This window comes from Paenibacillus sp. Paensp38 (assembly GCF_059491915.1).
Map to the genome: position 1 here is coordinate 4,585,062 of NZ_CP168516.1, position 19,939 is coordinate 4,605,000.

A 19,939-nucleotide genomic window follows, 5' to 3' on the forward strand; every position below is an offset into this window, starting at 1 on the left:
CCTTTTTTGTGCTCACATTGTGCGTCAGCATTAGGAACCGTCATAACCGCGCAAAGACGCGGAAATACCATATAGTATGGTATTAGAACATACAGGGGGCCACACCATGCGTTTCAAAGATGTATTTTCTATTATCGGCCCGGCCATGACCGGACCTTCCAGTTCACACACCGCAGGCGCGGTGCGACTCGCACGCGTTGCCCGGCACTGGCTCGGGGCGCAGCCTGACCGTGCCCGTATGACACTGTACGGCTCCTTTGCCGATACGTATAAAGGACACGGTACGGATCTGGCGCTCATCGCAGGACTGCTTAATTACGATACGGACGATCACCGGATTCCAGATGCCGAGCAATGGGCCGAGCAAGCCGGGATGACCGTGGAATTCGCCGTCAGTGGACTCCCCGCTCCTCATCCGAACACCGTCCGTTTCGAGTTGTGGAAGGGCGAGGATCAGCGCACACTGCTGGGCTCCTCCATCGGCGGCGGCAGCATCCATGTCCAGCAACTCAACGAATTCCGGGTCAATCTGACCGGGGAGCTGCCTACGCTGGTGCTTCTCCACTCGGATAAGCCCGGTACATTGGGCGCAATAACTTCAGCGCTGGGCGCGGCCCACATTAACATTGCCTATATGCACGTAGATCGCAAAGGCCGGGATGGTGAAGCACTCACCGCCATTGAAACGGACAGTTCTGCTCCAGCTGAACTGATTGCGGAACTGCGTTCTTTACCTCATATGTATGAAATTAAGATGATTAATTTGAAAAAAGGAGCTGAATCCGATGCGGTTTAGCCATCTGCATGAGATCAGCGCTTTATGCGCTGAAGAATCCACCACGATTGGCCGCTTGATGATTCAAGAGCAGGTACAAGAAACGAATACAACGGAGGAAGAAATCTTTCGCCAAATGTCTGATTATTATGAAATCATGAAGGAAGCCGTTCATCGCGGTCAGACACAAGACACCGTATCCCGCAGTGGATTGACGGGCGGCGACGGCAAGCGCCTGGCCGAGTATCTGCGGTCAGGGGAGACCTGCTCCGGTGATGCCTCCGCGCTCGCCATGGCTTATGCCCTCTCCGTGTCGGAGGTTAATGCATCTATGGGTCGCATTGTCGCCACTCCTACCGCAGGCTCATGTGGGGTTATCCCTGGTGTGTTCATCAGTGCGCAGGAACGGTTCGGCTGGGATGATGAGCATATGGTGAACGGCCTATTCGCCGCTGGAGCCATTGGCTGCGTGATCGCCAACAACTCCTTCATTTCTGGCGCGGAGGGAGGCTGTCAGGCTGAGATTGGCTCAGCTATCGGGATGGCCGCTGGCGCTATGGTCGAGCTGCGCGGTGGTACGCCTGAACAGGCTGTTCACGCCGTGGGCCTCGCTCTTAAGAACACGCTCGGCCTGATTTGCGACCCCGTCGCCGGACTCGTGGAGATTCCGTGCATCGTGCGCAACGGGCTGGGAGCCGTGACTGCGCTTGCCGCAGCGGACATGGCTTTGGCGGGTGTGCGCAGCGCTATTCCGTCTGACGAAGTCATTGACGTGATGCTTGAAGTCGGCAGCGCGATGCCGTCGAAGCACCGCGAGACCGCCAAGGGCGGCTTGGCTCAGACGCCGACTGGCAAGCGTTTGACCGAATCACTTACACGCAACGCATCAATCAAGAAGAATAAGTCGTAATTTCTAAGCTTTAAACCAATTACTTTTCCTCTATAAAACAAGGCGACTACCTCTCCCCTACATTGTCCTAGGGAAAGAGAATTCGCCCTTATAAAGAAAAGAGCAAGCATATCGTCGCTGGACGTATGCTTGCTCTTTTTCTTTTTAGTCGGGTTACAGATTACTGAACGGTTACCTGTATCTTCGTCATTTTACCTGCATATTTCACAGTAATTACTGCTTTGCCCTTGCCCTGTGCCTTAATGTTACCGTCTTTGACGGTCGCCACAATAATTCTGGACGAGGACCAGACAGCCGGTTTGGAAACATCCTTCTCCGACTCATCCTTATACGTGGCTGTAGCCGTAACCTTAGCCAGCTGTCCTGCCTTCAAATTCAAGGCGACTTCGTCTGTTTGCAAATATTTAAGCGTATCAACATCTACAGGTACGCTGATTATCTTCCCGCCGAACTTCGCCTGAATGTTAGCTTTACCGTAGCTGACCGCGGTAACCTGACCCTTTTTAACAGTGGCTACCTTATAATTGGACGTTTTCCATTCAGCTTGGGTTGTAACATCCTTTTCTTTACCATCGCTCGATTTAACCACAATCGCGATGGTTTTTTGATCTCCAGATTTGAGCGATAGCGCGATTGCATCCGCTTCAATCTTTTGCGCTACGTCCACTTCTACCGTAAACGTAATGTTTTGCTTGCCATATGAAGCAGTCACAGTTGCCTTACCACTACCATTCGCTTTGATCAAACCTTCGCTAACTTCAACCACTTTTACATTGCTAGTTGTCCAGGTGGCATCCTTGGTTACATCTGTTTTTGTACCACCACTCTTAACTCCTGTTACTTTCAGCTGCTTCGTTTCCTGAGCACCAAGCGCAATTACACGCGAGTCTGTTTCCAGACGGTCTACAAGGCCCACTTGTACGTTAATTGTTAGTTTTTTGCCATTATAGGTCGCTGTAATAACCGCTTTACCAGCAGATTTACCCGTAATCGTTCCTTTGGACACAGAGGCAATATCTTCCGCGCTTGAAGCCCATTCTGCATCCTGTGTTACATCTTCCTTACGCCCATCCGCATAAGTAGCCGTCAAAGTTGCAGTATAGTCCTCATTAATATCAATTGTTGCCGTTTTGGAGGACAGAGACAGATCCCCGGGTACATTTACGGATACCGTAGCTGTAGCTGTTTTGCCGCCATAAGAAGCGGTGATGGTAGCCTCACCTGTTTTATAACCTGTGACTTCCCCCGCGCTGACAAAAGCGATATCTTCATTGCTGGACTTCCACTCTGCCTTACTTGTGATATCTTCTTCCGTACCTGTTACGTACGTTGCGGTCAGCTTGAGCTTTTTGGATTCCTTGGCATTCAAGCTCAGCTTGTCCTCGCTCAAATCCAGAAATCTAGAGGTTTCGACATCTGTCTTGATCGAAACGGTCTTATCTCCATACTTAGCGGTCACCGTTGCCGAACCCGCACCGATGGCCATAATCGTTCCTTTATTCACCGTTGCAATTTTTTCATCGCTTGATGCCCAAGTAGCTTTATCCGTGATATCCGTTACTGTTCCATCCGGGTAAACAGCAGAAACCTGTATTTTTTTAGATTCATCCAGACGGAGGAAAATATTGGATTCGCTGGCTTTCAGCTTATTCGTTTGATCGACATCCACCGAAATCGTAGCGGACATCGTACCATATTTACCTGTAATTGTCGCCTTTCCTGCGCTGTAACCGGTAATGGTGCCTTTCAGTACATCCGCCACAGCTGCATTGCTGGAGCTCCACTCAGCGGACTCTGTCACGTCCTGTACCGATCCATCCGGGAACGTCGCTGAAAGTTTAACCTTCTCAGTATCCTTCAGCAAAAGAGAAACCTCTGATGAACTGACATCAAGACGTTTAACTTGCTCTACCTGTACAGCAATGGTTACGGTCTGCTGACCATATACGGCCTTAATATTGGCTGTACCTGCTCCCTGAGCGGTAACCAAACCGTTAACTACAGTTGCAATCTTTTGATTATCCGAGGTCCAAGTAGCATCACCCGAAACCTGAGCTGTTGTATTATCACTGTATGTCGCTGTCAAATCAACCTGTCCTGTACCGCTTGAACGCAAGTTCAGGCTTTGTACACTAGATGTCAGCGCCTTAACCTTTTTCGTTACATGTACCTGAACCGATTGTATCTTATCTTTATAGGTCGCAACCACGGTGGCTTCCCCTTCAGCCTTGGCCGAAACTGTACCATTATACACAGTAGCAATAGCTGTGTTATCACTTTTCCAATCCGTGCTTACGGTTACATTTGAGGTTGTCCCATCACTAAAAACAGCCGTAGCCGTCAATGCAGCTGTATCCCCCTGTTGCAAAGTTACCTCGTTAGACGAAAGGACAATCTTGGAAAGCACTGCTTCTGCTGCAGATGCAAACCCTGCATATGATGTAAAACTTGAAATCAGGATGACCAACGCCAGAAAACCGGACCATCTATTCTTCAAAATCTAATTCCCTCCCATTTCAAAACTTAAATTAAGGATTTCGCAAAATCCTTATACCTACGTTTTATGTCGTCATATGGAAAAGAATAGTTTAGGCTTCAAGGGAAATTTGGTCCTTATTAACTAGATCATTTCTGATAAAGATTTAGACATTACAATTTGTGTATCTTCAGAGCCATAGTGAAGAGTTTTCACAACAGATCCACAATCCCGCATTTATAAACAGCTATAAGCTGCCGCGCGAACTCTCAAATGATGGTACTCTTCCATATTGGGATCGAGCTGATGCATATATACGACGGAGAATTGTTCGCTCGGATCTATAGAAACCCAGGTGCCTGCCATTCCCGTCCAGCCAAATTCTCCAATCGAGCTGTTTGCATGCCCAGCCGCTTTATCCATTAACGTGCGCACACCAAGTCCATAGCCATAACCTGTATGGTATGAATTGGTGAAATCCGATAGTTGAGCTGTATTCAGATGATTGGTGCGCATTAAATCAATGGTTTTTCTCCCCAATAAGTTCACACCGTTTACCGTGCCGCCATTTGACATCATTTGTGAAAATGTGAGGTAATCTTTGACTGTCGAATATAAACCTGCGCCTCCGCCTTCATATATAGCATCTGGCTGATGATATTCATCCAGGAAACCCTCCATTTTTTCAAGTTTTCCGGCGTCTGTCCGTTGATACATGGAGGCCATCCGCGATTCAATATCTCCACGATAACGGTAACCTGTATTGTTCATTCCAAGTGGATCAAAGATTTCATCCTTTAAAAATTGTCCTACTGATTTACCTGAAATCACTTCAATAAGACCTGCAACAAAATCATGTCCATATCCGTATAACCAGCGTGTTCCGGGCTCAAACGCAAGTGGAACTTCAGAAAGCGCTTCAATTTCTGTGCGTAGGTCATATTTCCCCTGCTTTTCCTTTAATCCTGCAATGGCCTTCTGCATAGCTTTTCCTGTTTCTGAAGACTCGGAAGCGTAAGGAAGACCCATACTCATATTGAATATATGCTTAATTAAAATGGGATTCTCTGCCTTATCCACGTAGGTGTATCCGTTAGGAGCGGTTTTGAATACATGCGCATTACGATATTCGGGAAAATATTCATACAAGGGTTCATTCAACAAAAATTGCCCACGTTCGTACAGCATAAGTGCAGCCGCACAGACAACAACCTTTGTCATGGAAAACAAGCGATACACTGTATCCTCAGTGATTGGCTTTCCGGCTTCCAGATCAGCATATCCATGATACCCTTCATACAACACTTCACCATTCTGGGCAATGGCACAACCGCAACCTGCCGGCCCATTTACTATAAATTGTTGCAATAGCTGATCTACCTTGTCAAAACGAGACATATTCATCCCTCCTATTTTTCCTTCAAAAGAAACAAGCTTCCCCTCGCGCTCTAATTCTTGTTCCAACAAGTTCAGCGTGATTTCTTGTAAGCGCTTATTCCCTCGCATTTATTTTAACGGTAAACTTGGTAAATACATAGATTATTTATCATAATCAGATGGCTTTACATTAACAGCTCAGCCACCGTTTCCTTCCAGCGATGAATCACCGATTCCGGTTCCTTGAGACGAACCGTGACACCTGTCAAAATATCCGCATATTGGGCCGAATCCTCTCTGGCTGCAAAAACATGAGCCGCAAATCGCTCACGTACATGCTTGGCTCCGGGCAAAGCAGGCAGATGTTCCAGTGACAACCGCACATAATGCGCCTTCCCCCCGGTAAACACCGCAAGCGTCGCCTTCCCAGTGCGGATCATGTTGCCCGTCGTGGTTGTACCCGGCCATAGGGCCAGACGCAAATTCCCCTCGTCCAGCGCTACAACTTCGCCCACACTAATCATCGCTATGTGCGGCCACTGATCTTCCGTGACCGTCAGCAGCATCATGGCTTCATGCTGCTTGTTCTCCAATGCCTTGCCGTCCAGTAGCGTGAACAGTTCCTTACCGATCCTTGGTGTCTGCATGAAGTATAATCCCCTTTACTTTTGGCCTATAACTTCAAAGTACCATAATTTACGGTTACTTACGAACGACCCTATAACCGCTCTGGAATAGGAGGAACATGAGCAGCATTCGGAATATCTTTGGGGTTTACCTTGAACGCCGATTTATACTTTGCTGGATCCGTAATGCTATCCGGTTCTGAGGTTCGCCATGTGAACAGGCATACAGGGCACAACAAAACCTCCCAGGCATCTTTAACCGGCGAATGGGAAACAACTTCTGAACGATTGGACTCACAACGGGGACAAATATGCATCTGTCAGCACTCCTTTAATCTTTCTTTGTTTTTAAAAATATTTAGCGAAGCATTTGGCTCAACTTTTTCTCCCATTCCGCTACACCCAGCGGGGAATCGAGCGGCTGCGAGTAATGGCCTCTAATATCCGGTGCTACAGGTGTCGTCGCATCCAGTATCATTTTGTGCGTCATGCCTGCCGGATCAGAGCCGGGGTCAAGCGGTAAAATAGACAAGCCAGGAACAATGACAGCATCATGCTTTGGATGAAGCTTGGTGGATAAAGCCCACATGACTTGCGGCAGATTGAACGGATCGACCCCCTCGTCCACCACAATCACCAGCTTGCAATACCCCAATCCATGCGGAGTCGTTAACGCACGCATTCCCACAGCCTTCGCAAAGCCGCCATACCGGGTTTTCGTGGAAATAATAGCGACCAGCCCATGCGTATACATAGCATTAACGGCTACGATTTCATTAGGAAAAGCATCCTTAAGCTGCTGAAACAACGGTACACTTGTATTCACACCGATCATATAATCCGTTTCCGTCCAAGGCATCCCGATGTACAGATGCTCAAAGATAGGCTGTTTGCGGTGATATACACGATTAATCTGGATGACTGGCATCGCGCGACCGCCGGAATAGTGACCTGTGAATTCACCGAATGGACCTTCATACTCACGTTCACCTGCCAACACTTCGCCCTCCAAAATGACCTCGGCTCCCCAAGGCAGATCCAGATCTGCGTCCTTCGCTTTGACCACACGATAAGGCTCACCCTGAATGGCCCCAGCCATCTCATATTCGGATTGATCGTACAGCAGCGGTGTAGAAGCAGCCGTTGTAATCACAGGCTCACATCCGAGGGCAATAGCCACCTTCAGATTTTCGCCGCGTTCCTCAGCCTGACGGATATGGATCGCAATATCATGCTGTGGTACAGGCTGGATGCCCAAACGGTTCTTGCCTTTCACCTGCATCCGGTACAAGCCGACATTTTGCTTACCGTAGGTGTCCGGGTCATCCAGATCGCGTGAAACTAAAATCGCTTTGTCCAGATAAAATCCTCCGTCCCCCTGGTTCAAACGAAACAACGGCAAAATATCAAACAAATTAATATCCTCTGTAATCTCGACTTCATGAAAAGGAGCGGTTTCTTCCCGCTTCACGGGCACCGGAAATTGTTCATAGCGTCTGGCGAATTCAAAAAACTGCTCCTTCAGCGGCGTATTTTTTGGCATTCCCATCATAAGGGCATGATTGGGCCAGGAGCCCATCACATTCATTGCAATACGAGCATCCGTATATCCATAGATATTATTGAAAAAGAGAGCAGGTGTCTTATCTCCAAGATTGCTTAATGCTTTGTTAGCTGCCGCCAGGTCTGGCTCCGGCTTTACCTCGTCGCTGATCGTGAGTAGTTGTCCCTCCTTTTCCAAGGTGTTTAGAAAATCGCGAAAGTCTTTATAAGCCATCATTCATTCTCCTTCGTCTTTCGATTTCTCAATTCTGGTGCAGTCTGGAGTCAGTTTGCTTCATTCCATCCCATCGTTTGGCTGCGGTTGTGACGATACCGAACTGATCTAATACGCGAAAAACAATATGATCTACCAATTCCTCGATACTTGCAGGATGATTATAAAAGGCAGGCATCGGCGGCAGGATCGTCACGCCCATACGTGACAGCTCCAGCATATTTTCCAGATGGATACTGCTTAATGGTGTTTCCCTGGTCATGAGCAGTAGCTTCTTTCGCTCCTTCAGCATCACATCCGCTGATCGGGTGAGCAGGTTGTCCGCCATACCGATACGAATAGAGGCAAGAGTCTTCATGCTGCAAGGAGCGACGACCATACCGTCTACCCGAAAGGAGCCGCTGGAAATACGCGCAGCCTGATCCTTATACGAGTAGACTGCATCCGCCATTGCCTCCACTTCCTTCACCGTATAGCCTGTCTCATAGGGAATGTTCGCAATAGCCCACGGGGATAGTACCAGATGGCTTTGAACTCCAGCCTCTCGTAATTGTTGCAATATACGGATACCAAAGATCGACCCTGTCGCTCCCGATATTCCTACAATCATTTTTTTCATATGTCCCCTCCTTCCACTCCATCGTTTTATGTTCACCCATGCATTACTGTCAAAAATTATACGCCTATTCCCTGCACACGAAAAATATATATAATATATGTAATACATACTTTAAAAGTATCCTAATTGAAGCGTTGTTTAGAAATAAGGAGGAATCCCAATGGATATGAAGCATCTGCATTACTTTTGTGTCATCGTGGAGGATGGGCAAATCACCAAGGCTGCCAGAACGCTCAACATGGCCCAGCCTCCACTGAGTCAACAACTCAAAAATATGGAGGACGAGCTTGGCGTAAAGCTGATTTACCGTGAAGGAAAGAAGTGGGAAGTTACCGAGGCCGGGTATACACTGTATACACGCGCCAAACGATTATTGGCTGAAATGGAGGACACCTGTAGAGAAATTGGGGAGTTTGAAAACAAAGTAACCGGCACACTTGCTATAGGCACGTCATCCGCCTGTATGTCTCTGATTACTGAACAACTCAGCCGCTTTCATCAGGATTATCCAGAGGTATACATTAAAATAGGACACGGAGACACACATCATCTGGAAGAGCTGCTGCACCAAAATAAAGTGGATCTGGCCCTGTTGCTGCTTCCGGTAGATGACAAATCGTACCATTCAATTGAGTTGGAGGGCGTTTCCTTTGTTGCCGTACTTCCGTCTGAATGGGCAGATCGTCATCCCAGTGGGGAAATTACGTTACAAGAAGCTGCCAACTATGACCTCTTGCTGGGACGCCGAACAGAGGGACACGGACTATACGAAACCGTCATACGCAAATTTCAGGAACACCATCTTGTTCCGCGCGTCGTATTGGACTGTCCTGAAATATCGACCATTCTCTCGCTCGTTTCCACAGGCATGGGAATTACCATCATTCCAGACGCTGGCTTGGGACAAGAATACGGGGACAGATTTCGCACACTCTCCATTAAGGAGCCGTTCCCCTTCACACGGCCTGCCGTCGTATGGCGCAAGGATCGTTATTTATCCAATGCAGCTCGCAAATTGGTTGAACTGCTACAAGCTGAAAACACAAAAAAGACTGTTCCCGAGTAGATGCTCTACCGCTCTACTCCTGAAACAGTCTGATGCTGGATAAACTTCCTTCATTCGGTCGTTGATATCGCCTTACTTGACTCCCTGATGTCGATACTCGGTTGGAGTCATTCCACATTTGCGCCGGAATACCTGTGTAAAATGCCGCATATCCTGATAGCCGATCCGCTCTGAAATATCAGCCAGCCGCAAATGAGGATCACTGAGCAACCGCTTCGCCTCCTCCATACGCAAGGAAATGACGTAATCCTTATAGCCTTGTCCCGTCTTTTGCTTAAATAACTGGCTAAAATACACCGGATTTAAAAATACAATTGAGGCCACTTTTTCAAGTGACAGCTCCTCTGTAAAGTGAGCCCGAATGTATTGCAACGCCACATCTACCGTATGCATGCCTTTGCGGAGACATTCTCCTGTATCCGTTGCTGCGGCTGCAATCTCCTCTGGCGTACGTCTTAGCCGCGCCACCTCTTCAGGTATGGAAGCAAAATTGTGATGAACACCCGAACGTGTAATTTGTAGGGGCACCTTCACATAACGCTTCAAATGGGATTCGAGCAACGTCTCTAGCCGTGCGGCCTCTGCCTCACTCCTTAGCCTTGCAATGCCCAGCAGACTATGGCGGTCTAGACTAACGACAAAGCCGCTGCCCCCTGCCTCAACGAGTTCGGACAGTACATTTTCAATCATAAAATGCTCCAGATGTGTCTGCTTGTGATCAGGGTCCATACGAACCATGAAGAGATGGAATTCCGGATAATTTTCGACAAAAGGCTGTATATCCAGCTTACCTGTATCCAGTCCAAGGGCATAGCGTTGGAAAACGGCTTCACGCAAATAAACCATATTGGATTTGAGAAGCCTACCCTCGTTCGCCTGCTGCGAGGCCACAAGTGCCTCGGCTGCCAACATTTCAATGCATTCCAGCAGCTTTCTTTTACCAATCGGCTTTAACAGGTAGTCTTTGGCACCCAGCTTTACTGCTCTTTGTGCATAATGGAAGTCGGAATGGGCCGAAATGACAACCCACTGCAGATGAGGATGCTTTCGCTTAGAAATACGCATGAATTCCAGACCATCCATGCCAGGCATCAGGATATCAGTTAATACAATATCTACAGGATGCTCCGCCAGAATGCCTGCTGCTTCCTCGGTGGAAGCAGCGAGATGAATGCCGCAGGTGGGTAGAGCTTGGCCAATGGTACGCCGAATCCCCTGCCGTATCATACTTTCATCGTCAGCTATCAGAATATTCATGTTTCTCCTCCTTCTGTGGCAGAGGCACACTTACAGTGGCTGTTGTTCCGGCCCCAGGTGCGCTAGAGATCCGTAGGCCGTATTCTTCTCCGAACATGTGCCGTAGCCGTAAATTTAGGTTTTGCAGGCCGATGCCTCCCGCCTGCCCGCTGCCCGCCTGTTTGCCGGGTTCTGCCAAAGCGACCTGGACCACCTCCCATCGTTCGTACTCCATCCCTGCACCGTTGTCGATGATGTGCAGGCTCAATACACCCTCATATTCCTCCGCTCTGACGAGCAGCTTGCCACCTGTATTCGCATGAAGAGGCTCCAGTCCGTGCTTCACCGCATTTTCAATCAAGGGCTGTAAGGTCATTTTTGGCAAGCGGATATCCATCCATCGTTCATTAATGCTAATGTCTACAGATACCCTGCCCTCCAGCCGAGCTTGAATAATGGTGAGATAGTGGCCAACCTGCTCCACTTCTTCACGAAGGCTTACATCAGCCCCCTCTTCCCAATGGCTACTGTAACGGAACATATGGGATAAGGAGAGAATCACCTCTCCGAGCTGATCCTGTCCCTCTTCGTCCAGCATCCAATAGATCATATCCAGCGTATTATACAGAAAATGTGGATTGACCTGCGTCTGTAGCGCGTGTAGCTCCGCATTTTTTTCACTGACCGATGATATACGAACCAGCTCGATTAGCTCTGCAATTCGTCTTACCATATGGTTAAAGGAAGTAGCTAACTGATTGATTTCTTCATAGGATTTGGTGTTTACCGTATGGCGGAAATTCCCTGTCTCTACTCGCTTCATCTCCCGAATGACTCGCTTGAGCGGAAGGGAAATGCTTCTGGAGACGATGGACGCAATTAACGCCGACACAATAATAAGTATAGGTGCCACGATAAATAGGTACCTTTGATTTTGCACCAGCTCCACGTTCAGATCCTCACTAGGTGTCACACTAATCACAGACCAGTCGGCAAACGGCAACTTGGAAGCGATTACAACATTCTCATTACTTCGATTTACAATAACTTCCCCCTCTGGCACCTGCTGCTCTAGATTTCGCAAATCCGGTGGCGGATCAGGGGAAGTGGCCGACACAATTCGATTTTCATGACCCAGCAGATATACCTGACTATTGGTACCTAACCGCAAATTGTGGAGAGCCGACAAAACAGAACCCGGCTCAGCCTCAAACAGGACAATACCAATCGGCTTGTGCTCATCCAAATCATAGAGCTGCCGTCCAAACGCAAACACGGGTCTGGTTTCCACCTGATCAATGACAGAGTGAGGATACACGCCCAGCCATGCAATTTTTCCCGCCGACTTTCGAATTTCCTTATACCATTCCGTCTGTTCGTAATGAGTATCAATGACATTCATATAATTGCCATAGTTATATACCTTGCCTGTGTCTGTGATGACATGGATGCCAATCAGATCTTCACGCGAATAATAGATAGCCCCCAGAATATTCGTAATCGTACGTTCGTTGATGTAATTGACAGCAGGTAAATCACTACTATCCGTCGTCAACAGACGAACCAAATCCATATTGTTGCTGATTGATTTGGAGAGACTATTATAGCTGCCGAGCAGCAATTCGAACAGTCCTGCCGTCTGGGATACATTTTTACGCGCCAGCTCGCTGACCTTATCATGGAACTGCACCGTAGTACGGTTGTAAAATAATAGACTGACCGCCAGCACAATGCCCGACATGCTTAATAGGAACAGAACAAACAAGCGGTATTGAATGGATTGAAAACGGCGCATCATACCTCTCTGCGCTCCTTTCGCATCGGCCGCCTATCCTTTAACCGCTCCCGCAACCATGCCCTTGGTGATATTTTCGGACAGAACAAAATAAATAATAATGACCGGTAAGGCACCCATGACTAGAAAAGCGCCAATATTACCGTAGTTCACAGAATACTGGCTGACGAACGTATATACGCCGAAAGGGAGAGTTTTGAGCTTCTCGGACGAGATAAAGGTGGCAGCCATAATGTATTCATTCCAGATATTAATGAAAGTTAAAATACATACCGTCATGGTAGGCGGAATCGAGATGGGTAAGATTACACTGCGGAAAATACGATAAATGCTCGCTCCGTCAATGTAAGCGGACTCTTCAATTTCGTGGGGAATGGACCGCATAAAGCCGGATAGGATGAAGACCGCAATCGGTGTCTGAAAAGCAATGTAGGGTAAAATCAATGAGAAATACGTATTCAGAATATGGACATTTTTAAACATCACCATCAGCGGCAGTAGTGTAGCTTGCATCGGGATCATCATCCCGATCAGAAACATGGTCAGCACAACAGCCCCGAAGCGCCAACGAAAACGTGTAATCGCATAAGCAGTCATCGAGCTTAATAAAATGACGAAAATCATCGTAACCCCGGTTACCAGCACACTGTTTCCTAAATAACGCAAGTAGCTCCCTGATTCATAGGCTTCCTGATAGTTGTGCCACTGAGGCACTTGAGGGAGTGCAAAGAAGCTTGAGCTCAATATCTCTTCATTTGTCTTCAACGAATAGGTCAGAAGCCAAAAGAGTGGATACAGCTGCGTGACCATTAAGATTGCCAATAAGGAAAAGACTCCCGTTTTCTTCAAGACATTCAACAGTTCCATCTCCTTTAGCTTACCTTATTTTCGATTCGTTTGAAAACAAAATTTATCACAATTGTAAATGACAAGCAAATCACTACGAGAATTGAAGCCAATGCGCTGCCATATCCGTATTTCATCGATAAAAAGGACATATTGTACATATACGTAGATACTGTATCCGTCGCATGGGCTGGTCCTCCACCCGTCATCACCCAAATCAAATCAAACGATTGCAGGGAGCCGATAAATGCTAATACAATTGATATCTTGAAAATAGGTACAATGAGCGGCAGCGTAATATAGCGGTCTGCTTTGAATCCTTCAGCTCCATCAATTTTGGCTGCTTCGTACAGCTCATTCGGTATATTTTGTACCCCGGTAAACTGGATAAGCAAATGATAGCCAAAATACTGCCATAACGATACAAAATAGAGGGCGTACATCGCGATCAGCGGTTCCGTCAGCCATGAGCGTGTCCAGCTTTCCAGCCCAGTCGCCAGCAAAATACCGTTCAGCATTCCACCCATCGAGGCTGGATTATAGATCGTCTTCCACAGCTGCCCGATAATGACCACCGACAGAATAACCGGCAGAAAATACATCGTTACCAGCGTATTGGCCTTACGCACATAGCGATTAAGCAAGATCGCCAGCAGCAGACAGAACGGAATTTCCAGCATGGAAAACACAGCGAACATCATAGTCCGTTTCACGGACGGCCAGAACACTGAATCTGATGTGAAAATCCGCTCAAAATTAGCCAGCCCCACAAACTTTGCCTTGGCGATTCCGTTCCAATCCAGCAATCCGCAATATACCGACACCAAAATTGGAACAAATACCATACAGGTATACAACAACAGGCAGGGTAGCACGAAAACGGCAATGGTACGTGCTGGCACCTTCAGTACATTCATGCTCTAATCTCCTTTATGTTGATTCTGAACATCTTCTGAGGATGTACAACCTACATGATTTCCAATCAGGGAAGAAGCATTCCGCCCCCTCCCTAGTGCCTGCTACTTCGGGATTTTGCAAAATTCCATTCCAGTCACTCCAAAGTGCAATATCTAGATGAACTAGGCCATTTCGATCTATATACTGTTCATCGGAAGTCGCTTACTGGATTTTTGTAAAATCCTCACTTATTTATTCGCTTCAAAAGTGTTTTGATGTTCCTTAGCAACTTGTGCGGAGTCTTCTTTTTGTACGAACAGGTTTTGAATGCTACTCAGATGCGCCTGCGCAATAGCCGGATTCATCGTATTATCAAAGGCGAGATCGCCCCCTTTTACATTCTTGAACAGCTCATTAAGACTAATTGCTAACTCGGAGTAGCCCGCTTCCTTCAGATCACCTTTCATTTTCTGACCGCTGCCAATCGCATTTTTCAGATCAAACTGAATTTTGGGCATCTCCTTAATAAAATAGTGCAGAAAATCCTTCGTCTCCTGTAAATGTTCACTGTTCGCAGATACCGCAAATGCGCTGCCCGGCGCAATTACATACTCATTCACATCACCCTTGCCATTCACCGTAGGGAATTGAAACGCTCCTACCTTACCCGCTACCGAAGAAGCATCAATTGACCCCGTTTCCCACGTACCCATGATATACATCGCGGCTTTTCCTGTTTTAAAAATATTACCACCTGCATTGTAATCAATAGACGTAGCTCCATCCGGGAAAGCTCCTGCCTGCACCAATTCCTGAAATGCATCCACCGCTTCCACAAAAGCCGGGTCGTTAAACGTCTTTTTGCCGTCCAGTACATCATTGAGAAAATTCGGTCCTTCATTCGTACGCAACAAAATGTTCATAAAAAGGAGGGACCCCGTCCATGAATCCTTTTCCCCAATGGCAATCGGAGTAATTCCCTTCGCCTTCAGCGTTTTGACCGTCGTAATCAGCTCGTCAAAGGTGGTCGGCAACTTCTGGATTCCCGCCTGCTTGAACAGTTCCTTATTGTAAAACACCACTTCTATATTGTTGCCGTCCGGAAAAGCGTAGAGCTTATCGTCGAAGCTATAGTAATTAAGAAGTCCATTCTGGAACGTATCTTTTAACCCCTCTTTATCAGCCACATCGTTTAATGGAGCTAGCAGCCCGGCATCTACGAATGGCTTCATCTGTGCAGCAGGGTTTACAATCGTGATATCAGGCACTTCCTTCGCCGCTGCCTGTGTTTTCAGCTTAAGCTTTTGTTGATCTGTATTTAGCGAATCCAATTCAATTTTGACATGAGGATGATCCTGCTCGTATTGACCTACAATTTGCTTAATCATTTTGTACGAAGGGGTGCTCGGATCAGGATTGATGTTCTGAAAGGTAATCGTAACATCTTTCGTTGCGGTGCCTTTGCTCGGTTCTCCTGAATTTCCCGGACTTGCGCTTTGTCCGTTATTACAAGCTGCCAGCGTCAATGCCAAGGCGCTCGCCATCATAATAGCAAACGCTTTCATTTTTGTTCTGCTCATGGTCTTTTTCCTCCTCTTGTTGAAGCATTGCGCAATTTGCCCTCCTTATTGGTGGACACTCAATGCCCGCTTGTTCTTTTCATTATGTTCCATAGAAAAGACGTGAACAATGCGTGAACTTAAGGAGAAGGGTTTGTTTTTTCAAGCCCTCATTTGCGTGCTTCAAAATTCATTCATATCATAACTTGCAATTTATCTAGAACACAGGCATAATATGAATAAGATTGTTTTTTGATAATGATTATCATTATTAAATGATAAATACACATAGACTTTAAAGGAGGCAGGACCACAGTGAAAGAAACTTTTAGTAAAACCTCCCTGCATATTGATGATTATTTGGACCTTCTCAATCTTGCCGTACAAGTCGGAGATACCAAGTGGCAAAAAGAAATTACCCGTAAACTTCAAGCCTTGAGTGTCCTTCAGACAGAACAGGTTGAAATAGATTAACTGCCCCAGTTAATACTGTCCTCAGTTAAAAATGCTGACTAGGCACCACTATATAAAGGACAACCAAGATACCATAAAACTTTTGACCGAATCCATAATGGTGATCTTTCAGGTGAATGATAAATAAATCGGTTATAGGAAAAAGAGCACAGCCTTAACGGGCTGTGCTCTTTTTATCGTGCTTGGCGACGTCCTACTCTCCCAGGACCCTGCGGTCCAAGTACCATCGGCGCTGGAGGGCTTAACGGTCGTGTTCGGGATGGGTACGTGTGGAACCCCTCCGCTATCGCCACCAAACATGAATTTGCTGTGCAAATTCTTCCGTACAGTTATTCGCTTCACCACTTATCGTGTGAATGAATAGCCATGCGCTTGTTGTATGTCACTTGTACATACGTTCAAGGTTACACCCTGAAAACTGGATCCGAAACTCTTTTGCGTTTTATCTTAGGATAAGCCCTCGACCGATTAGTATTGGTCAGCTCCATGCATTACTGCACTTCCACCCCCAACCTATCTACCTCGTCGTCTTCAAGGGGTCTTACTAATTGGGAAATCTCATCTTGAGGGGGGCTTCACGCTTAGATGCTTTCAGCGCTTATCCCTTCCGTACATAGCTACCCAGCGGTGCTCCTGGCGGAACAACTGGTACACCAGCGGTACGTCCATCCCGGTCCTCTCGTACTAAGGACAGCTCCTCTCAAATTTCCTACGCCCACGACAGATAGGGACCGAACTGTCTCACGACGTTCTGAACCCAGCTCGCGTACCGCTTTAATGGGCGAACAGCCCAACCCTTGGGACCTACTTCAGCCCCAGGATGCGATGAGCCGACATCGAGGTGCCAAACCTCCCCGTCGATGTGGACTCTTGGGGGAGATAAGCCTGTTATCCCCAGGGTAGCTTTTATCCGTTGAGCGATGGCCCTTCCATGCGGTACCACCGGATCACTAAGCCCGACTTTCGTCCCTGCTCGACTTGTAGGTCTCGCAGTCAAGCTCCCTTCTGCCTTTGCACTCTTCGAATGATTTCCAACCATTCTGAGGGAACCTTGGGGCGCCTCCGTTACTCTTTAGGAGGCGACCGCCCCAGTCAAACTGCCCACCTGACACTGTCCTCGCACCGGATTACGGTACCAAGTTAGAACCTAGATACGATCAGGGTGGTATCCCAAGGATGCCTCCCTTCAAGCTGGCGCTCAAAGTTCTACGGCTCCCACCTATCCTGTACAGATCGTACCCAAATTCAATATCAAGCTGCAGTAAAGCTCCATGGGGTCTTTCCGTCTTGTCGCGGGTAACCTGCATCTTCACAGGTATTAAAATTTCACCGGATCTCTCGTTGAGACAGCGCCCAAGTCGTTACGCCATTCGTGCGGGTCAGAATTTACCTGACAAGGAATTTCGCTACCTTAGGACCGTTATAGTTACGGCCGCCGTTTACTGGGGCTTCGGTTCATAGCTTCGCCTCGAAGGCTTACCACTCCCCTTAACCTTCCAGCACCGGGCAGGCGTCAGCCCGTATACTTCGCCTTGCGGCTTCGCACAGACCTGTGTTTTTGCTAAACAGTCGCTTGGGCCTTTTCACTGCGGCCCCCTCGGGCTATTCACCCTACCGAGGCACCCCTTCTCCCGAAGTTACGGGGTCATTTTGCCGAGTTCCTTAACGAGAGTTCTTCCGCGCGCCTTAGAATTCTCTTCTCGCCTACCTGTGTCGGTTTGCGGTACGGGCACCTTCTCCTGGCTAGAGGCTTTTCTTGGCAGTCTGAGATCATGACCTTCGCTACTACAATTTTCGCTCCCCATCACAGCCCAGCCTTAACGATGTGCGGATTTGCCTACACACCAGCCTCACTGCTTAGACGGACATCCATCAGTCCGCGTCACTACCCTACTGCGTCACCCCATCGCTCATAGCGGATTACGGTGGTACAGGAATTTCGACCTGTTGTCCTTCGACTACGCCTATCGGCCTCGCCTTAGGTCCCGACTTACCCTGAGCGGACGAACCTTCCTCAGGAACCCTTAGGCTTTCGGCGGATCTGATTCTCACAGATCTTTTCGTTACTCATACCGGCATTCTCACTTGAATGCAGTCCAGCGCTCCTTACGGTACACCTTCAACCCGCATTCAACGCTCCCCTACCCCTGATGCAAAGCATCAAGCCATAGCTTCGGTGGTGTGTTTAGCCCCGTTACATTTTCGGCGCAGAGTCACTCGACCAGTGAGCTATTACGCACTCTTTCAATGGTGGCTGCTTCTAAGCCAACATCCTGGTTGTCTGTGCAACTCCACATCCTTTCCCACTTAACACACACTTGGGGACCTTAGCTGATGGTCTGGGCTGTTTCCCTTTCGACAATGGATCTTAGCACTCACTGTCTGACTCCCGGAACTAAATCTATGGCATTCGGAGTTTGACTGAGCTTGGTAACCCTTGCGGGCCCCGCACCCAATCAGTGCTCTACCTCCACGATTCTTCTTTCCGAGGCTAGCCCTAAAGCTATTTCGGGGAGAACCAGCTATCTCCGGGTTCGATTGGAATTTCTCCGCTACCCCCACCTCATCCCCGCATTTTTCAACATGCGTGGGTTCGGGCCTCCAGTGCGTGTTACCGCACCTTCACCCTGGACAGGGGTAGATCACCCGGTTTCGGGTCTACGTCCACGTACTCATTCGCCCTATTCAGACTCGCTTTCGCTGCGGCTTCAGCTCTTCACCTTAACCTTGCACGGGAACGTAACTCGCCGGTTCATTCTACAAAAGGCACGCCATCACCCCTATATCGGGCTCTGACTTCTTGTAAGCACACGGTTTCAGGATCTATTTCACTCCCCTTCCGGGGTGCTTTTCACCTTTCCCTCACGGTACTGCTTCACTATCGGTCGCCAGGGAGTATTTAGCCTTGGCAGATGGTCCTGCCGGATTCATACGGGGTTTCACGTGCCCCGCACTACTCGGGATCCGTCTCGGAGGGAACAAGTTTTGAACTACAGGGCTTTTACCTTCTCTGGCGGGCCTTTCCAGACCTCTTCATCTAACCGGTTCCTTTGTAACTCCATGTGAGACGTCCCACAACCCCAAGGAGCAAGCTCCTTGGTTTGGGCTAATCCGCGTTCGCTCGCCGCTACTGACGGAATCACTATTGTTTTCTCTTCCTCAGGGTACTTAGATGTTTCAGTTCCCCTGGTCTGCCTCTATTCTGCCTATGTATTCAGCAGAAAGTGACTGTCGATGAAGACAGCCGGGTTTCCCCATTCGGACATCCCCGGATCAAAGCTTGCTTACAGCTCCCCGAGGCCTTATCGTTGTTCGCCACGTCCTTCGTCGGCTCCTGGCGCCTAGGCATCCTCCGTGTGCTCTTTGTAGCTTAACCTAGACTTTTCTTTGATAAAAGAAAATGTCGATGTTCGATAAAGAATGATTTTTGCCAAAGGCAAAAGATCTTTCCTTACCTGCTACCTTTATTTCACTTGTTTACACAAGATCAGCTTAAAGGAATATTC

At 47.9% G+C, this 19,939-nt stretch carries 15 protein-coding genes and 2 rRNA genes; 4 read left to right on the forward strand and 13 right to left on the reverse strand.

Annotated elements, in window-relative coordinates; genetic code table 11:
* The first annotated feature begins 106 nt into the window (after nt 1-106).
* Nucleotides 107-796 carry an L-serine ammonia-lyase, iron-sulfur-dependent subunit beta gene (gene sdaAB, locus ACEN8J_RS20250; RefSeq protein ID WP_069010729.1) on the forward strand — a complete coding sequence of 230 codons (690 nt, stop codon included), beginning with the start codon at nt 107-109 and terminating at the stop codon, nt 794-796.
* Entirely contained in the window at nt 786-1,685 is a 900-nt protein-coding gene (sdaAA, locus tag ACEN8J_RS20255) for an L-serine ammonia-lyase, iron-sulfur-dependent, subunit alpha (protein ID WP_495593898.1), read from the forward strand. The genes sdaAB and sdaAA overlap by 11 nt, the downstream gene beginning before the upstream one ends.
* Before the next feature lie 160 nt (nt 1,686-1,845).
* Here sdaAA and ACEN8J_RS20260 read toward each other — a convergent pair whose 3' ends face one another.
* The 6 genes from ACEN8J_RS20260 to ACEN8J_RS20285 all read right to left on the reverse strand — a co-directional run bounded on the left by ACEN8J_RS20260 (nt 1,846) and on the right by ACEN8J_RS20285 (nt 8,560).
* Nucleotides 1,846-4,182 carry an Ig-like domain-containing protein gene (locus tag ACEN8J_RS20260; RefSeq protein WP_483595418.1) on the reverse strand — a complete coding sequence of 779 codons (2,337 nt, stop codon included), beginning with the start codon at nt 4,180-4,182 and terminating at the stop codon, nt 1,846-1,848.
* 216 nt (nt 4,183-4,398) lie between these two features.
* A complete protein-coding gene (locus tag ACEN8J_RS20265; RefSeq protein ID WP_342425563.1) occupies nt 4,399-5,559 on the reverse strand; it encodes a serine hydrolase domain-containing protein in 1,161 nt (386 codons plus the stop codon).
* A 164-nt stretch (nt 5,560-5,723) separates the two neighbouring features.
* Nucleotides 5,724-6,185, reverse strand: coding sequence for a hypothetical protein (locus ACEN8J_RS20270; RefSeq protein WP_029514659.1), 462 nt, complete (start codon nt 6,183-6,185; stop codon nt 5,724-5,726).
* Nucleotides 6,186-6,256: 71 nt separating this feature from the next.
* Nucleotides 6,257-6,481, reverse strand: a complete 225-nt coding sequence (locus tag ACEN8J_RS20275; protein ID WP_029514658.1) for a non-oxidative hydroxyarylic acid decarboxylases subunit D — start codon at nt 6,479-6,481, stop codon at nt 6,257-6,259.
* 41 nt (nt 6,482-6,522) lie between these two features.
* A complete protein-coding gene (locus ACEN8J_RS20280; RefSeq protein WP_029514657.1) occupies nt 6,523-7,941 on the reverse strand; it encodes a non-oxidative hydroxyarylic acid decarboxylases subunit C in 1,419 nt (472 codons plus the stop codon).
* A 28-nt stretch (nt 7,942-7,969) separates the two neighbouring features.
* Complete coding sequence (locus ACEN8J_RS20285) at nt 7,970-8,560, reverse strand: UbiX family flavin prenyltransferase (RefSeq protein WP_340884121.1); 591 nt, start codon at nt 8,558-8,560, stop codon at nt 7,970-7,972.
* A gap of 160 nt (nt 8,561-8,720) precedes the next feature.
* Here ACEN8J_RS20285 and ACEN8J_RS20290 point away from each other — a divergent pair, with 160 nt between their 5' ends.
* Complete coding sequence (locus ACEN8J_RS20290; protein ID WP_029514655.1) at nt 8,721-9,626, forward strand: LysR family transcriptional regulator; 906 nt, start codon at nt 8,721-8,723, stop codon at nt 9,624-9,626.
* A gap of 72 nt (nt 9,627-9,698) precedes the next feature.
* Here the strand turns inward: ACEN8J_RS20290 and ACEN8J_RS20295 are convergent, their stop codons facing one another.
* The 5 genes from ACEN8J_RS20295 to ACEN8J_RS20315 form a co-directional block, all read right to left on the reverse strand.
* Nucleotides 9,699-10,883: a response regulator gene (locus ACEN8J_RS20295; RefSeq protein ID WP_495593899.1), complete on the reverse strand. Its 1,185-nt coding sequence runs from the start codon at nt 10,881-10,883 to the stop codon at nt 9,699-9,701.
* Complete coding sequence (locus tag ACEN8J_RS20300) at nt 10,864-12,660, reverse strand: cache domain-containing sensor histidine kinase (protein ID WP_322251947.1); 1,797 nt, start codon at nt 12,658-12,660, stop codon at nt 10,864-10,866. Before ACEN8J_RS20300 ends, ACEN8J_RS20295 begins: the two co-directional genes overlap by 20 nt.
* 30 nt (nt 12,661-12,690) lie before the next feature.
* Nucleotides 12,691-13,524 carry a carbohydrate ABC transporter permease gene (locus ACEN8J_RS20305; protein WP_069010722.1) on the reverse strand — a complete coding sequence of 278 codons (834 nt, stop codon included), beginning with the start codon at nt 13,522-13,524 and terminating at the stop codon, nt 12,691-12,693.
* A 5-nt stretch (nt 13,525-13,529) separates the two neighbouring features.
* Nucleotides 13,530-14,420, reverse strand: a complete 891-nt coding sequence (locus tag ACEN8J_RS20310) for a carbohydrate ABC transporter permease (RefSeq protein WP_495593900.1) — start codon at nt 14,418-14,420, stop codon at nt 13,530-13,532.
* Between the two features lie 228 nt (nt 14,421-14,648).
* On the reverse strand, nt 14,649-15,980 hold the full coding sequence (locus ACEN8J_RS20315) for an extracellular solute-binding protein (RefSeq protein WP_029514650.1): 1,332 nt from the start codon (nt 15,978-15,980) through the stop codon (nt 14,649-14,651).
* Between the two features lie 294 nt (nt 15,981-16,274).
* Here ACEN8J_RS20315 and ACEN8J_RS20320 point away from each other — a divergent pair, with 294 nt between their 5' ends.
* Nucleotides 16,275-16,433, forward strand: coding sequence for a hypothetical protein (locus ACEN8J_RS20320; protein WP_165147892.1), 159 nt, complete (start codon nt 16,275-16,277; stop codon nt 16,431-16,433).
* A gap of 180 nt (nt 16,434-16,613) precedes the next feature.
* On the opposite strand, the gene rrf is transcribed toward ACEN8J_RS20320, so the two are convergent.
* Both rrf and ACEN8J_RS20330 read right to left on the reverse strand, forming a co-directional pair.
* Nucleotides 16,614-16,730: ribosomal RNA gene (rrf, locus tag ACEN8J_RS20325) — 5S ribosomal RNA — on the reverse strand.
* A gap of 151 nt (nt 16,731-16,881) precedes the next feature.
* Nucleotides 16,882-19,809 (reverse strand): 23S ribosomal RNA (locus tag ACEN8J_RS20330).
* Between the last annotated feature and the right edge of the window lie 130 nt (nt 19,810-19,939).

Excerpts from the sequence above, each read along its gene's own strand:
- sdaAB (WP_069010729.1), top strand. The coding sequence starts at position 107 with ATGCGTTTCAAAGATGTATTTTCTATTATCGGCCCGGCCATGACCGGA.
- sdaAA (WP_495593898.1), top strand. The coding sequence starts at position 786 with ATGCGGTTTAGCCATCTGCATGAGATCAGCGCTTTATGCGCTGAAGAA.
- ACEN8J_RS20265 (WP_342425563.1), bottom strand. The coding sequence starts at position 5,559 with ATGTCTCGTTTTGACAAGGTAGATCAGCTATTGCAACAATTTATAGTA.
- ACEN8J_RS20270 (WP_029514659.1), bottom strand. The coding sequence starts at position 6,185 with ATGCAGACACCAAGGATCGGTAAGGAACTGTTCACGCTACTGGACGGC.
- ACEN8J_RS20275 (WP_029514658.1), bottom strand. The coding sequence starts at position 6,481 with ATGCATATTTGTCCCCGTTGTGAGTCCAATCGTTCAGAAGTTGTTTCC.
- ACEN8J_RS20280 (WP_029514657.1), bottom strand. The coding sequence starts at position 7,941 with ATGGCTTATAAAGACTTTCGCGATTTTCTAAACACCTTGGAAAAGGAG.
- ACEN8J_RS20285 (WP_340884121.1), bottom strand. The coding sequence starts at position 8,560 with ATGAAAAAAATGATTGTAGGAATATCGGGAGCGACAGGGTCGATCTTT.
- ACEN8J_RS20290 (WP_029514655.1), top strand. The coding sequence starts at position 8,721 with ATGGATATGAAGCATCTGCATTACTTTTGTGTCATCGTGGAGGATGGG.
- ACEN8J_RS20295 (WP_495593899.1), bottom strand. The coding sequence starts at position 10,883 with ATGAATATTCTGATAGCTGACGATGAAAGTATGATACGGCAGGGGATT.
- ACEN8J_RS20300 (WP_322251947.1), bottom strand. The coding sequence starts at position 12,660 with ATGATGCGCCGTTTTCAATCCATTCAATACCGCTTGTTTGTTCTGTTC.
- ACEN8J_RS20305 (WP_069010722.1), bottom strand. The coding sequence starts at position 13,524 with ATGGAACTGTTGAATGTCTTGAAGAAAACGGGAGTCTTTTCCTTATTG.
- ACEN8J_RS20310 (WP_495593900.1), bottom strand. The coding sequence starts at position 14,420 with ATGAATGTACTGAAGGTGCCAGCACGTACCATTGCCGTTTTCGTGCTA.
- ACEN8J_RS20315 (WP_029514650.1), bottom strand. The coding sequence starts at position 15,980 with ATGAGCAGAACAAAAATGAAAGCGTTTGCTATTATGATGGCGAGCGCC.